Below are 13,866 nucleotides of genomic sequence, written 5' to 3' on the forward strand. Positions count from 1 at the left end.
GAACGACAACGCCGCTGTCGTACGACGACCACGATGTCGTTCCGAGTCGGGGGGCGTCGGCGCGGGGACAGCGGGGCCGGGCACGGGGTGCGGGGACAGGCGGGGGCGCTGGTGATGCAGCCGGGGACGCGCAGAGCCCCCGGCCACGGGCGTGGTCGGGGGCTCCGGGACGAGCGGCGGGGGTGCTAGGCGCCGGCGTGCTTGCCGTGGTGGTCGGTCGCCGCGAGTTCCTGGTCGGGAGCACTCGGGGCTGCGGAGTCCTCGGCGTCAGGCTGGGTCGTCACGGCACCGGTCTGGGCCCAGGCGACGGTCTGCTTCGGCTTCGCCAGGAACAGCGCGGCGACGATGGCCGCGACGAGGACGACGGCCGGCAGGATGAGCGACTGCCCCATCGCCTTCGAGAACGGGTCGAGCAGGAAGCCCGGCAGCGAACCGATCTGCTGCTCGGCACCGCCGGCGGACGCGCCACCCGACTCCGACGGGAAGTTCGCCGTGATGCGGGACTCGATCAGCGCGGCGATGCCGGCCGAACCGAGGACGGCACCGATCTGCCGCGTGGTGTTGTAGACGCCAGACCCGGCTCCGGCGAGGCGCGGGGAGAGGTTGCGCGTCGCCGAGACCGAGAGCGGCCCCCACATGCAGGCGTTCGCGAGGCCGAGGAGCGCACTCGGCAGGAGCACCCATCCCCAGTCGGCGTTGGCGCTCAGCAGGGCGGCGAACCAGAACAGACCGCCCGAGAAGCAGGCGAGGCCGAACGCGGCGACCCAGCGCGGGTTCCACACGGTGAGCTTCTTGCCGACGAGCGGCGCGAGCCCGGCCGAGATGACCGCCTGCGGCACGAGCAGCAGCGCGGCCTGGGTCGGCGAGAAGCGGAGGACGTCCTGCGCCCACAGCATGATCGGCAGCGCGAACGACGAGATGGCGACGCCGACGGCGGTGATCGCGATGTTGGCGAGGGTGAAGTTGCGGTCCTTGAACAGGCCGAGCGGCAGCAGCGGCTCGCCCTTCTGCACGCCCTGCCACACCACGAAGGCGACGAGCACCACGATGCCGGCGATGATCAGCGACCAGACGGAGATGGGCCCGGTGATGGTGCCCCAGTCGTAGGTCTCACCCTCCTGGATGCCGAAGACGAGCAAGAAGAGGCCGACCGCCGAGAGCACGATGCCGAGGTAGTCGAAGCGGTGTCGGTGCCGGTCGAACGTCGGGACGAAGCGCTGCGCGAGCACGAAGGCGACCACGCCGACGGGGACGTTGACGAAGAAGATCCACTCCCAGCCGAAGCCGTCGACGAGCAAGCCGCCGAGGATCGGGCCGACGAGCGAGGCCACACCGGCGACCGCGCCCCAGAGGCCCATGGCGGCGCCACGGTTCTGCGGCGGGAAGATGCGCGTGATGACGGCCATCGTCTGCGGGGTCATCATCGCGGCGCCGAGGCCCTGGACCACGCGGGCGATGATGAGCACCTCGATGGAGCCGGCCAGGCCGCACCAGAGGCTGGCGAGCGTGAAGACGACGAGCCCGACCTGGTAGAGGACCTTCGGGCCGAAGCGGTCCCCGAGGCGCCCGGTTATGAGCAGCGGCACGGCGTACGCGAGGAGGTAGGCGCTGGTCACCCAGATCACGGCGTTGATGTCGGCGTCGAGGGCCTTGGCGATGGTGGGGGTGGCGACGGACACGATGGTCGAGTCGACGAGGATCATGAAGAAGCCCACGACCAGGGCCCAGAGGGCCGGCCACGGCTTCTTCTCGGTCGTCCGCGGGGGCGTGACGGTGGTCATCGAGTGTGTTCCTTGCTGTCGAGGGTGGTGTCAGTGCGGGCGGACGGGCCGGTGCCGGGGTCCGTCCAGGGGACGTCGCCGCTCTCGATGCGGGCGACGGTGGCGCGGAGCCACTCGATCTGAGCGGTGAGCATCGCATGGACGTACGACACGTCCAGCCACCAGCGCTCCGGCAGCGCCTTGGCCGAGACGACCGCGTTGATCTCGTCCAGTTCGGCCCGTTGCGACTCGAGTGCCGCGACGCGGTCCGTGAGCGAGGAGACCGCCTCTGCCTGCGGGAGGTTCTCGATCTCCGCGAGCGCGAGGTGGAAGACCGGGTACTCGTCGGCGGGTGCGGAGATCAGCTCGAGCAACCCGTCGTGCAGGGCGGCGCGGCCGGCGTCCGTGATCGCGTAGGTCGTGCGCTCGGGACGGTTGCCCTCGCGGTCAGTGCCGACGACAGCTGCGTGCCCGTGCTCCACGAGGCGCCCGACCTGGTGGTAGAGCGTGCCGGGTCGCACCTTCACGTTCCGAGCGTCCCGACGGTGGGTCATGGTCTGGAACATCTCGTACGGGTGCGACGGTCCCTCGTTGAGGAGTCCGAGCGCGGCGTACGCGAGCGGCGTGAGCGACGCCATCCGAGCCTCCTGTCCGTGTTCGATGCCGAATGTTCGACTTGGAATATACGTCTTCGAACAGTTCTCCACAACCGCACCCGGCGCGACGTGCGCGCCACCTAGACTGGAGCGGTCCCCACCCGATTCCCCCGTGCTGGAGTGAACACGTGCCAACGATCGTCGTCGAGGTCATGCCGAAGGCCGAGATCCTCGACCCCCAGGGCAAGGCGGTGGGCAACGCCCTCGCCCGCCTCGGAAAGAACGACCTGACCAACGTCCGCATCGGCAAGCGATTCGAGGTGCAGGTCGACGGCCCCGTCGACGACGCCAAGCTCGCCGAGGTCCGCGAGATCGCGGTGGACGTCTTCTCCAACGCCGTGATCGAGGACGTCGTCTCGGTCACCGTCGACGACACCGAGGACGGCGTCGCCAAGTGACCGCCATGCGCATCGGTGTGATCACGTTCCCCGGTTCGCTCGACGACCGCGACGCCCAGCGTGCAGTCCGTCTGGCCGGTGCCGACCCGGTCGCCCTGTGGCACGGCGACCACGACCTGCAGGGCGTCGACGCGATCGTGCTGCCCGGCGGGTTCTCCTACGGTGACTACCTCCGCGCCGGGGCCATCGCCGCGAAGGCCCCGATCATGGCCGAGGTCATCGACGCCGCCGGCAAGGGCATGCCCGTGCTCGGCATCTGCAACGGCTTCCAGATGCTCGCCGAGGCCCGTCTGGTCCCCGGCGCGCACACGCGGAACGCCCACCAGCAGTTCATCCGCCGCGACCAGAAGCTGCGCGTCGAGAACGCCGACACCGCCTGGACGAACGGCTTCGCGACCCAGCAGGAGATCACCATCCCGCTGAAGAACGCCGACGGCCGCTTCGTGGCTGACGCCGACGAGATCAAGCGCATCGAGGACAACGGCCAGGTCGTCTTCCGCTACGTCGGCGTGAACCCGAACGGGTCGATCGACGACATCGCCGGCGTCTCGAACGAGCGCGGCAACGTCGTCGGCCTGATGCCGCACCCCGAGCACGCGACCGAGCCCGGCTTCGGCCCGGACACCCCCGCGGCGATGGCCTCCGGTACGGACGGCCTCACCTTCTTCACCTCCGTGATCGAGTCGACGCTCGTCAAGTGACGACGCCGACGCCAGTGACAGGGAACAACACCACCGTGACGACCCACGTGCGCCCGAAGCCCGACACCGTGCAGGACGCCGCCGAGACGCCCGACAAGGAGCAGCCCTACGAGGCGCTCGGGCTCAAGGCGGACGAGTACGCGAAGATCCGCGAGATCCTGGGCCGCCGCCCCACCTCGGGTGAGCTCGCCATGTACTCCGTGATGTGGTCGGAGCACTGCTCGTACAAGTCGAGCAAGAACTACCTCCGGCAGTTCGGCCAGAAGGTCACGCCGGAGATGCAGAAGGACCTGATGGTCGGCATGGGCGAGAACGCCGGTGTCGTCGACGTGGGCAACGGCTGGGCGGTGACCTTCAAGGTCGAGTCGCACAACCACCCGTCCTACATCGAGCCGTACCAGGGTGCTGCCACCGGCGTCGGTGGCATCGTCCGCGACATCATCTCGATGGGTGCCCGCCCGGTCGCCGTGATGGACCAGCTCCGCTTCGGTGCGATCGACCACGAGGACACCGCGCGCGTCGTGCACGGCGTCGTCGGCGGCATCTCGTTCTACGGCAACTGCCTCGGCCTGCCGAACATCGGCGGCGAGACCTACTTCGACCCGGTGTACCAGGGCAACCCGCTCGTGAACGCCCTCGCCGTCGGTGTCCTCCGTCACGAGGACCTCCACCTGGCGAACGCGTCCGGCACCGGCAACAAGATCGTGCTCTTCGGCGCTCGGACCGGTGGCGACGGTATCGGCGGCGCGTCGATCCTGGCGTCCGACACCTTCACCGAGGGCGGCCCGACCAAGCGTCCGGCCGTCCAGGTCGGTGACCCCTTCGCCGAGAAGGTGCTCATCGAGTGCTGCCTCGAGCTGTTCCAGAAGGACCTCGTCGAGGGCATCCAGGACCTCGGCGCCGCGGGCATCTCGTGCGCCACGTCCGAGCTCGCCAGCAACGGCGACGGCGGCATGCACATCTCGCTCGACGACGTCCTGCTCCGCGACCCCACGCTCACGGCCGAGGAGATCCTCATGTCGGAGAGCCAGGAGCGGATGATGGCCGTCGTCCGTCCCGACAAGCTCGACGCCTTCCTCGAGGTCGTCGGCAAGTGGGAGGTCGAGACCAGCGTGCTCGGCGAGGTCACCGGCACCGGCCGGCTCGTCATCGACTGGCAGGGCCAGGAGATAGTCAACGTCGACCCGCGCACCGTCGCCGTCGACGGCCCCGTGTACGACCGCCCCGTCGCCTACCCGACGTGGATCGACGCGCTCCAGGCCGACGGCGCCGAGTCGCTCGACCGCCCGGAGACCGGCCCGGCGCTGAAGGCCCAGTTCCTGCAGCTCCTCAGCTCGCCGAACCTGTCGGACAAGCGCTGGATCACGAACCAGTACGACACCTACGTGCTCGGCAACACCGCGCTGTCCTTCCCCGACGACGGCGGCATGATCCGCGTCGACGAGGAGACCGGGCTCGGCGTCGCGATCGCCACGGACGCCAACGGCCGCTACTGCCAGCTCGACCCGAAGCAGGGCGCACGCCTGGCCCTCGCCGAGGCCTACCGGAACGTCGCCGTCACCGGCGCGGTCCCCGCGGCGGTCACCGACTGCCTGAACTTCGGGTCGCCGGAGAACCCCGAGGTGATGTGGCAGTTCTCGCAGGCCGTCGAGGGCCTGGCGGACGGCTGCATGGAACTCGGGATCCCGGTCACCGGCGGCAACGTGTCGTTCTACAACCAGACCGGTTCGACGCCGATCCACCCGACGCCGGTCGTCGGCGTGCTCGGCGTGATCGACGACGTCGCCAAGCGCATCCCCTCGGGCTGGCAGGACGACGGCCACAACCTCTACCTGCTCGGCACGACGAGCCTCGAGCTCGACGGCTCCGCGTGGGCGGGCACCGTGCACGGGCACCTCGGCGGGCGTCCCCCGGCGGTCGACCTCGGCCGCGAGAAGGCGCTCGGCGAACTGCTCCGCGCGGCGACCGACGAGCAGCTGCTCACGAGCGCCCACGACCTGTCGGACGGCGGCCTCGGCCAGACGCTCGCCGAGGGGGTCCTCCGCTTCGGTGTCGGCGCGCGCGTCGTGCTCGACGAGCTGCAGGAGCGCGACGGGATCGACACCGCGACCGCACTGTTCTCCGAGTCGACCGGCCGTGTCGTCGTGTCCGTCCGCCGCGAGGACGACGTCCGCTTCCAAGGCCTGTGCAACGGCCGTGGCTTCCCGGTCCTGCGCATCGGCGTGACCGACGGGCACTCGCAGGCGCTCGAGGTCCAGGGGGCGTTCACCGCCAGCATCGACGAGCTGCGCACCACGCACGGTTCGACGATGCCGACCCGCTTCGGCGACGTCATCCAGGAGACCGTGACCGAGGGCGTCCTGGGCCGCGGCCCGCTCGCCTCCGACGGCACCTTCTCGCCCCGCACTGACAGCTGAGCGGCGGAACGCGATGTCGATCGTCACGCTGCCCTTCGCCGAGCTCGTCGACCGGTTCGGCCCGGTGCCGGACGGGATCGAGCTCGACGTGTGGGACGTCGAGGCACCCCACGAGCGCCCCGACGAAGTCGCCATCGCGTTCCTGCCGTTCTACTTCGGTGGGCGCCACCGCTGGCAGTACGTGCACGACCTGCCGAACCTCCAGCTGCTGCAGCTGCCGAGCGCCGGCTACGAGCACGCGCTGCCGCACGTCCCGGGGCACGCTGCCCTGGCGAACGGCCGCGGGATCCACGACGACGAGACCGCCGAGCTCGCCGTCGGCCTGACGCTGACGGTGCTCCGCGAGATCGGTGCCTTCCAGTTCGACCGCGCTGCCGGCATCTGGGACGCCCGCGAGACCCGCTCGCTCGCCGACCGTCGCGTGACGGTCGTCGGGTACGGGGCCATCGGCGGCGCGATCGCGACGCGCTTCGAGGCCTTCAAGACCGACGTCCGCGTCGTCGCCCGGACCGCCCGAGAGCAGGACGGCCGCCACGTGCACGCGTTCGGCGAACTGCCTGAGCTCGCGCGGACGACCGACGTCCTGGTGCTCATCGCCCCGCTCACCGACGAGACCGAGGGGCTCGTCGACGCCGCCCTCCTGGCCGCGCTGCCCGACGGCGCCGTCGTCGTGAACGTCGCGCGCGGCAAGGTCGTCGACACGGACGCACTCGTCGCCGAGCTGCAGCGCGGTCGACTGTCGGCAGGGCTCGACGTCACCGACCCGGAGCCGCTGCCCGAGGGGCACCCGCTGTGGACGACGCCGAACACGGTGCTCACGCCGCACGTCGGGGGCAACACGGACCTCAGCGTGCCGCGGTCGATCGAGCTGATGCGTCGGCAGGTCGCCGCACTGGCCGAGGGTCGGACGTTCGAGAACCTCATCGAGCGCTGACCCGGCGCTCGGCAGCACGGGCAGCACGGGCAGGACCCGAGCGTCCGGGCTACACCGGAACGACGCAGGTGGGCGTGCCGACGGCGATCTGCGCCACGGCCTCGCCCGGCACACCGTCGTCCCCGACGGGCAGCACCGCGATCGCGTCGGAGCGCTCGTTCGCGACCAGCACGAACCCGGGCACCCGGGCGAAGTGGCGCGGCCAGGCCCCACCGCACGGAGCGCTGCCGACGACGGAGAGCCCGCCGTCCGAGGCGTCGAGCACGACGATCACGTCACGACCCCGGACGGCGACGGTGACGCGGCCGGTGTCGTCGGCCTCGATGTGGCTCAGCAGGGAGTCCCCCGTCGGACCGTCGAAGGTGTCCGCCGAGGCGATGACCCGCAGCACACCGGCGTCGTCGCGGCGGAGACGGTGCACGCGGCCGTCGAGCTCGCCGGCGACGATGAGGTCACCGTCGAACCAGGTCATGTGGCGCGGTCCGGCCCCCGGCGCGACGTCGTGCACCCGCACCGGCACGAGCGACACAGCACCAGCACCAGCGGCACCATCGGCACCAGCACCACCGGCACCGGCACCGGCACCGGTACCGGGCATCTCGACCCGGAACTCGTGCAGGGCGTCCCCGCCGAGATCGGCGACGAGCAGCGTCCCGTCCGGCGTCGGCACGGACTGGTGCGCGTGCGGCCCGTCCTGCCGATCGGCAACCGGACCGGAAGCACCAGGCAACGCCACCGTCGCGATCGCCGACGCCGGCACCACCACGGCACCGGCGCCCCGCGCCCCCAGGACTCCGTCACTCGCAGCGACCGAGGCCGCGAACGACTCCGCTGCCTCGAGCGACACCGCGGTCACGGTGCCGGAGACGTAGTTCGTGACGACGAGCGCCCCGGACGGATCGACCTGCACGTGGCACGGCGCATTGCCGCCCGCCGTCGCGGTCCAGAGGTGCTCGAGTCCGGCACCCGAGCGGCGGAACGCACTGACGCTGCCCTCGGCGGTCTCGGACACGGTGTACACACGGTCACCGGAGACGGCGAGGAACGACGGGTCGTCGAGCACGGCGACCGTCCCAGCGACTCCGCCGTCGACGAACGAGATGCCGGTCGCGTTCCCGCCACCCGTGGCCGTGTACGACCCGACGAGCAACCGCAGACCCGACTCAGCAGCAGGAAGACCAGAAGCAGGAACAGAAGCAGCACCAGCAGCAGCAGCAGACCCAGCCGCAGGACCGGCGTCGCTCACGGGGCGTCCGCCACGAGGTCCTCGCCCACGGCGATGCGCTCGTGGTGGTGGATGACCTCGGCGACGATGAAGTTCAGGAACTTCTCCGCGAACGCCGGGTCGAGGTGCGACTCGGCAGCGAGCGACCGGAGCCGTGCGACCTGGATCTGCTCGCGGCCCGGGTCGGCGGCGGGCATCCCGGCGCTGGCCTTGAGGTATCCCACACGCTGGGTGTACTTGAACCGCTCGGCGAGCATGTGGATCACGGCGGCGTCGATGTTGTCGATGCTCTGCCGGATGCTCTGGAGTTCCGCCACGGCCTCGTCGTCGTACTCGCTCATGTCCAGAGCCTAACGGCGGACCCTGGCGCTCACGGTCTCTGTGACAATGGGACGCATGTCAGCGCTCCTCGTGATCTCGTGTGTGTGCGCAGTCCTCGCCGGACTCGTGCACGTCTACATCTTCTTCCTCGAGTCCGTGGCGTGGACCAGCCCCCGCGTCCGGAAGATCTTCGGGATCGCCTCCGACGCCGAGGCCCGTGCCACCCGGTCGCTGGCCTTCAACCAGGGCTTCTACAACCTGTTCCTCGCGATCGGCGCGGTCCTCGGTGTCGTCTTCGTCGCGACGGGCAACCCCGCGACCGGCTGGACCCTCGTGGTGTTCGCCACGGCGAGCATGCTGGCCGCCGCCGTGATCCTCGCGGGCACGGGCCGCCGCTACCTCAACTCCGCCTTCGCGCAGGGGTCGCTGCCGCTCATCACGCTGCTCTTCGCCTTCCTCGGGTCGATGTTCGCCAACTGAGCGGATCCCGCACGACCGACCGAGCAGGACAGCGCAGCCCCGGCAGACACCCGGACCGCAACGGCCAGGAGGCCCGCCCCACCACCCACGGACCGCGAGCGGTCCCGAGATGGCGGGTCGGGCCTCCTGTCCGTCGCAGCAGGCGACCGCGCAGGTCAGCCGAGCTTCTTCGCGAACTCGGCCGGCAGCCGGTCCAGCGCCCACTCGATCGCTGCGGTGGTCCCCATGGAGAACGCGGACGACACGTCCGCGTCGTCGAAGACGATGTCGTGGCCGGCCTGCACCGACGGGACCTTCTGGAACAGCGGGTCCGACTCGGCGGCCGAGGCCTCGACGTAGATCGGCAGCACGACGGTCAGGTCGGCGTCCAGCAGGTCGAGGTTCTCGTTCGAGAGCCGGACGGAGAACTCCTTGCCGGCCTCTTCGTCGATCTTCGCCGGGATCTCGAAGCCGAGGTTCCGCATGAAGGTCGCGCGGCTGTCGCGGGAGGCGTAGGCGCCGAAGCCCTCGGACGTGTAGGCGGCGATGACGGCCGACTTGCCCTGGAACTCCGGGTGCTCCTTGCGCGCTGCGGCGTAGGCGTCGTCGACCCCGGACAGGAGCTTCTTGCCGGCGGCCTCCTTGCCGAGCGCCTTCGCGATCATCGTGGTCTGCTGGGTGGTGGAGGCGAGGTAGTTCTCCCCGCCCTCCGGGATCGCCACGGTCGGCGCGATCGCCGAGAGCTTGCTGTAGCGGTCCTCGTCGCCCGAGGACTTGACGTCGAGGATCAGGTCCGGCTTGAGCTCGAGGATGTCCTCGTAGCTCGGCTCGAGCGTCTTGATGATCTTCGGGGACTTCGTGTACGCGCCCTTGAGCCACGGTCCGACGCCGTCGCCACCGAACGCCAGCCAGTCGCTCGCGCCGACGGGCTGCACGCCGAGCTCGAGCGCCGTCTCCGCGTCTCCCCAGCCGAGGGCGACGACGCGCTTCGGCTCGGACTTGATCGTCGTGGTGCCGAGGCCGGTCGTGATCGACACGGGGAAGGCCCCGTTGCCGGAGGTCGACGCGGACGCCTCGGGGTCGGACGAGGAGCCGGAGGAGCACCCGGCGAGGACGAGCGAGGCGGCCACGACGGCGCCGGCGGCGGCGAGCACGCGGCGGAGGCGCTGCTTGGGGGAAGAAGGTCGGATCACAGAGGTAAGGCTACCCTAAGAACTGCTCTCAGAACGGGGATGGCTATGCTGTCCGACCGTGACACCGTCGTACGCTGACCCGGACCGCACCCACCTCGCCGTGCTCGGCTCGCCGATCGCGCACTCCCTCTCCCCCGCCCTGCACGAAGCGGCCTACGCCGCGCTCGGGGTGCCGTTCACGTACGGGAGGCACGAGGTCGCGTCCGGCGAGCTGGACGCGTTCGTCGCGGGGCTGGGTCCAGGGCAGCCCGGGCTGCGTGGCCTGAGCCTCACGATGCCGCTGAAGCGCGAGGTGCTGCCGATGCTCGACAGCAGGACGCCGCTCGTCGACGAGCTCGGGGTCGCCAACACGATCGCGTTCCGGCAGGTCGGTGAGGCTGTGCGCCGGGTCGGCGCGAACACGGACGTCGAGGGGCTCGTCCGCCCGGTCGAGGCACTCGGGCACGTCCCCGGTGAGGCCACGGTCCTGGGCGGCGGGGCCACGGCGGCGAGCGCGATGACGGCGTCGCTGCGACTCGGCGCCCGGCTGGTGCGGGTCTTCGTGCGCGACACCGCGGGGGCCGGTGCGCTCGTGCGGCTCGCGACGCGGCTCGGCGTCACGCTCGAGCTGCACCCGCTCGACGAGCTCCCTGCCGCGGGGCCGCTCGGCTTCGTGATCTCCACGCTCCCCGGCGGGGTCGCTGACGACCTGCACCTGACACCGTCCGGACCCGACGCCGTGTTGTTCGACGTCGCCTACGAGCCGTGGCCGACCGCGGTCGCCTCGCGGTGGGAGGCGGGCGGTGGTCGGGTGCTCAGCGGCCTCGACATGCTGACCGAGCAGGCGATCGGGCAGATCCGGTTCTTCCTCAGCGGGGACCAGGACGAGCTGCTGCCCGACGAGGCCGCGGTGCGCCGGGCGATGCGCACGGCCGTGGGGCTGCCGGCAGCGATCACCGTCTAGCGGCGATCACCGTCTCGCGGCGGGCGCGGGCCTCCGCGTCGACGAGGGCGAGCGAGACGTCCCACAGCCGGTCGGCGTCGACGAGGTCGAGCGCCCACGGCACCACGCCGTACAGGCCGTCACGGACGGCGTCGACGACCTCGGACTCGTGGCAGTCCTCGAAGTAGCGGCCGGTGACACTGGCCAGCTCCGGGGCGGTCGCGAGCAGCACGGACGTGGCGGCTCCTTGCTCTGGGGTCTTCACGAGGTCCGCGGCGGCGATCTTCGTCGCGGTCAGGACGTCCGGATCCCAGTGCTTCTGCAGCCCGGTCCAGATGCCACCGGGCATGCAGGCGTTGGCCGTGATGCCGTCGGCGCCCCAGTGTCGGCCGACCCCGACGGCGAAGAGCACGTTGGCGGTCTTCGACTGCGCGTAGGCGAGGCCGGGGTCGTACGCCCGCCGCCGGAAGAAGAGGTCGTCGAACACGACGGGCGAGGAGCCGTGCCCGCTCGACGACACGGCGACGATGCGCGCGGCACCGGATGCGGCCAGGGCGTCGTGCAGCCCGAGCGCCAGGGCGAAGTGGCCGAGGTGGTTCGTCGCGAACTGGGACTCCCACCCCGCGGCCGTGTACGTCTCGGGAGCGTCCATGATCCCGGCGTTGTTCACGAGCACGTCGAGCGACCCGGTCCAGGCAGCGGCGACGGACTCGATCGAGGCCGGGCGGTCGAGGTGCAGCTCGACGACGGCCGGTGCCGGTCGACCGGTCGTCGTGGCGATGTCCTCGGCGACGCGCTGCCCGGCGGCGACGTCGCGCACCGCCATCGTCACGCTCGCCCCTGCGCCGGCGAGCGCCCGGGCGGTCTCCACGCCGATGCCCGAGGCAGCCCCGGTGACGAGGGCCGTCCGCCCGGTCAGGTCGATGCCGTCGAGGACCTCGGCTGCCGTGGTGCGTGCGCCGAAGGTGGTGATGTCACGCGTGGCCATGGGGCTCCCGTCAGGAGACGACCCCGTCGACGTAGGACCAGCGGCCCCGCTCTCGGACGAAGTCGCTCGTCTCCTCGAGCGTGCCACGGTCGGTGTCGGACCGCCACCACGCGCGGAACGCGACCTGACCCCGGGACTCGAACGGACCTCCGTCCCGGGTGGACAGGATGTCCAGCCGCGTCCACCGCTGTTCCGGGTCGAGCTCCAGGGACGGTGGGCGCGTGCTCGGGTGCCACGTCTCGAGCAGGTACCCGGGCAGACCGAGCGCGAAGGCCGAGAAGCGGGAGCGCATCAGGCGTTCCGCGGTCGGGGCGGCAGCGCCGGCGTGCAGGGGCCCGCAGCACTCGTCGTAGGGGTTGCCGCTGAGGCAGGGGCAGCGCGTGGGGCTCGCCGGCGTCGCGGGCATCAGTCGACGAGCGAGAGCGTGACCGTGATGTTGCCGCGGGTGGCGTTCGAGTACGGGCAGATCTCGTGCGCCCGCTCGGCCACGCCCTGCCGCTGCGACTGCTCGACGGCCGGCGTGTAGACGTCGAGCTCCACGGCCAGCCCGAACTCGCCGGTGCCCGTGCCGCCGATGCCGACCTCGGCCGAGACCTCGGCGCCGGTCGTGTCGAGCGAGAGCTCCCGGCCCGCGGCGTGCAGTGCACCGAGGAAGCACGCGGCGTACCCGGCGGCGAAGAGCTGCTCGGGGTTCGTGCCCTCGCCGCTGCCGCCCATCTCCTTGGGCGGGCGGGTGTCGAGGTCGAGACGGTCGTCCTCGCTGCGGACGTGTCCGTCGCGGCCTCCCCCGGAGGCGTGGGCGACGGCGGTGTAGACGATGTCGAGACTCATGGTCCCAGGTGACCGCCTCTGTCTGGACGATCGCTGAACCCCGGCACCACGGCCGGTGTCCGTCGCTCCCCCGCCCCGGCCGACCGGGCGTGTCCCCCGCCGCGCGTCGCGAGCCGCTCGTTCACCAGATCGCGACCCAGCGATTCGAGCGGTCGCAGCCCGGACGACCGATCTCGTTTGCGGGCGTGACGAATCCGGTTCGCGGAAGCCGGACCTCGCCGACCGGATCCGTCAGGGCGCAGGTCGATTTCTCGAGAGGACGGCGGTGCGCGAGCGATGCTCAGCTGGTGCGGGTAGGACTGACGACGTGTTCCGACTCGGGTGGCAGGTCTTCCGTGCGCAGTTCGCCGACGCGGTCTCCGTCGACCGGTTCCGGCGAGCGCTCCGCATCGGCGTGCTCGCGGCCGTGGTCGCCGCCGTCGTCATGGTCGTGACCGAGGCCTCGTCCCACTGGGCCTCGACGAGCACGGGGCTGACGGTCGTGGTGATCGTCCTGCTGTCCGTCGCGACGGGGCTCCTCGCACTTGCCTGCTGCCCCTTCGCGCAGCCGCTCGACCCCGCGGCGACCATCAACGGCCGGCAGGTCCGACCTGACACGGCCCGGACCGTGCGGACGTCGGTCAAGCCCTACCTGCAACGGAAGCCTCCCGCCGTGGATCCCGAGGACCGGGAGGCGGTCCTCGTCGACACCGCACTGCTCCGGCGCGGGCTGGTGCTCGACCTGACGCGATGGGGCCCATGCCTCGGTGCCGGCTTGCTCGCCGCGGTGGCTGCGTGGACGGCCGGGGCGATCCCGGCCTACATCCTGCTGTACTTCGTCCCCTGGTCGGTGGGCATGCTCGACCGGGTTCGCGAACTCGGCCGCGCCGAACGTGCCCGCCGCGCCGCCGCTGCCCTCCCGCCGCACGACGCGGCGACCCCGGCGGGCCGAGACTCGCTCCCGCGGACAGATCGCGGGCCGGCGACGGCGAACAGTGTCCGCATGACCGAGACTCGGCCCGGCGACTGACCGACTCGCGGGACCGACCCCCGCCCGCAGGCGTGGCCGCCACCCGGACCGG

Annotated in this window: 15 protein-coding genes; 7 read left to right on the plus strand and 8 right to left on the minus strand. The window is 71.4% G+C overall.

What is annotated here, in order from left to right; translation table 11 throughout:
- Nucleotides 1–185 precede the first annotated feature (185 nt).
- Both BIU98_RS04575 and BIU98_RS04580 read right to left on the minus strand, forming a co-directional pair.
- Complete coding sequence (locus tag BIU98_RS04575) at nt 186–1,781, minus strand: DHA2 family efflux MFS transporter permease subunit (RefSeq protein ID WP_071272304.1); 1,596 nt, start codon at nt 1,779–1,781, stop codon at nt 186–188.
- Nucleotides 1,778–2,398, minus strand: coding sequence for a PadR family transcriptional regulator (locus BIU98_RS04580; RefSeq protein WP_071272307.1), 621 nt, complete (start codon nt 2,396–2,398; stop codon nt 1,778–1,780). Before BIU98_RS04580 ends, BIU98_RS04575 begins: the two co-directional genes overlap by 4 nt.
- A 146-nt stretch (nt 2,399–2,544) precedes the next feature.
- On the opposite strand from BIU98_RS04580, the gene purS reads away from it, so the two are divergent.
- The 4 genes from purS to BIU98_RS04600 are packed head-to-tail and all read left to right on the plus strand — an operon-like array spanning nt 2,545 to nt 6,866.
- Entirely contained in the window at nt 2,545–2,814 is a 270-nt protein-coding gene (gene purS / locus BIU98_RS04585) for a phosphoribosylformylglycinamidine synthase subunit PurS (protein WP_071272310.1), read from the plus strand.
- 5 nt (nt 2,815–2,819) lie between these two features.
- Nucleotides 2,820–3,515 (plus strand): phosphoribosylformylglycinamidine synthase subunit PurQ, encoded by a 696-nt coding sequence (purQ, locus tag BIU98_RS04590; RefSeq protein ID WP_071272487.1) that lies wholly within the window; start codon nt 2,820–2,822, stop codon nt 3,513–3,515.
- A gap of 35 nt (nt 3,516–3,550) precedes the next feature.
- Nucleotides 3,551–5,932 (plus strand): phosphoribosylformylglycinamidine synthase subunit PurL, encoded by a 2,382-nt coding sequence (gene purL, locus BIU98_RS04595; RefSeq protein ID WP_254787791.1) that lies wholly within the window; start codon nt 3,551–3,553, stop codon nt 5,930–5,932.
- Between the two features lie 13 nt (nt 5,933–5,945).
- On the plus strand, nt 5,946–6,866 hold the full coding sequence (locus BIU98_RS04600) for an NAD(P)-dependent oxidoreductase (protein WP_071272316.1): 921 nt from the start codon (nt 5,946–5,948) through the stop codon (nt 6,864–6,866).
- A 49-nt stretch (nt 6,867–6,915) separates the two neighbouring features.
- Here BIU98_RS04600 and BIU98_RS04605 read toward each other — a convergent pair whose 3' ends face one another.
- Together BIU98_RS04605 and BIU98_RS04610 are read right to left on the minus strand one after the other, a co-directional pair.
- Nucleotides 6,916–8,016 carry a beta-propeller fold lactonase family protein gene (locus BIU98_RS04605; protein ID WP_071272319.1) on the minus strand — a complete coding sequence of 367 codons (1,101 nt, stop codon included), beginning with the start codon at nt 8,014–8,016 and terminating at the stop codon, nt 6,916–6,918.
- A 92-nt stretch (nt 8,017–8,108) separates the two neighbouring features.
- The gene (locus tag BIU98_RS04610; RefSeq protein WP_071272322.1) at nt 8,109–8,432 is read right to left on the minus strand and encodes a chorismate mutase; all 324 of its coding nucleotides are present in this window, start codon (nt 8,430–8,432) and stop codon (nt 8,109–8,111) included.
- Nucleotides 8,433–8,487: 55 nt separating this feature from the next.
- Between BIU98_RS04610 and BIU98_RS04615 the strand changes: the two genes are divergently transcribed.
- Nucleotides 8,488–8,892 carry a DUF1304 domain-containing protein gene (locus BIU98_RS04615; protein WP_071272325.1) on the plus strand — a complete coding sequence of 135 codons (405 nt, stop codon included), beginning with the start codon at nt 8,488–8,490 and terminating at the stop codon, nt 8,890–8,892.
- 155 nt (nt 8,893–9,047) lie between these two features.
- Here the strand turns inward: BIU98_RS04615 and BIU98_RS04620 are convergent, their stop codons facing one another.
- Nucleotides 9,048–10,064 carry an iron-siderophore ABC transporter substrate-binding protein gene (locus BIU98_RS04620; RefSeq protein WP_071272328.1) on the minus strand — a complete coding sequence of 339 codons (1,017 nt, stop codon included), beginning with the start codon at nt 10,062–10,064 and terminating at the stop codon, nt 9,048–9,050.
- Nucleotides 10,065–10,122: 58 nt separating this feature from the next.
- Between BIU98_RS04620 and BIU98_RS04625 the strand changes: the two genes are divergently transcribed.
- Nucleotides 10,123–11,007: a shikimate dehydrogenase gene (locus BIU98_RS04625; RefSeq protein ID WP_071272331.1), complete on the plus strand. Its 885-nt coding sequence runs from the start codon at nt 10,123–10,125 to the stop codon at nt 11,005–11,007.
- On the opposite strand, the gene BIU98_RS04630 is transcribed toward BIU98_RS04625, so the two are convergent.
- The 3 genes from BIU98_RS04630 to BIU98_RS04640 are packed head-to-tail and all read right to left on the minus strand — an operon-like array spanning nt 10,997 to nt 12,805.
- Entirely contained in the window at nt 10,997–11,974 is a 978-nt protein-coding gene (locus BIU98_RS04630; protein WP_071272334.1) for an SDR family NAD(P)-dependent oxidoreductase, read from the minus strand. The two genes, BIU98_RS04625 and BIU98_RS04630, sit on opposite strands and share 11 nt — an antisense overlap.
- Before the next feature lie 10 nt (nt 11,975–11,984).
- Nucleotides 11,985–12,380, minus strand: coding sequence for a YchJ family protein (locus tag BIU98_RS04635; RefSeq protein WP_071272337.1), 396 nt, complete (start codon nt 12,378–12,380; stop codon nt 11,985–11,987).
- Nucleotides 12,380–12,805, minus strand: coding sequence for an organic hydroperoxide resistance protein (locus BIU98_RS04640; RefSeq protein WP_071272340.1), 426 nt, complete (start codon nt 12,803–12,805; stop codon nt 12,380–12,382). The genes BIU98_RS04635 and BIU98_RS04640 overlap by 1 nt, the downstream gene beginning before the upstream one ends.
- Before the next feature lie 307 nt (nt 12,806–13,112).
- On the opposite strand from BIU98_RS04640, the gene BIU98_RS04645 reads away from it, so the two are divergent.
- Nucleotides 13,113–13,814, plus strand: coding sequence for a hypothetical protein (locus BIU98_RS04645; RefSeq protein ID WP_071272343.1), 702 nt, complete (start codon nt 13,113–13,115; stop codon nt 13,812–13,814).
- Nucleotides 13,815–13,866: the final 52 nt, after the last annotated feature.

It is taken from the genome of Curtobacterium sp. MMLR14_010 (assembly GCF_001865015.1).
Classification (GTDB): Bacteria; Actinomycetota; Actinomycetes; order Actinomycetales; family Microbacteriaceae; genus Curtobacterium.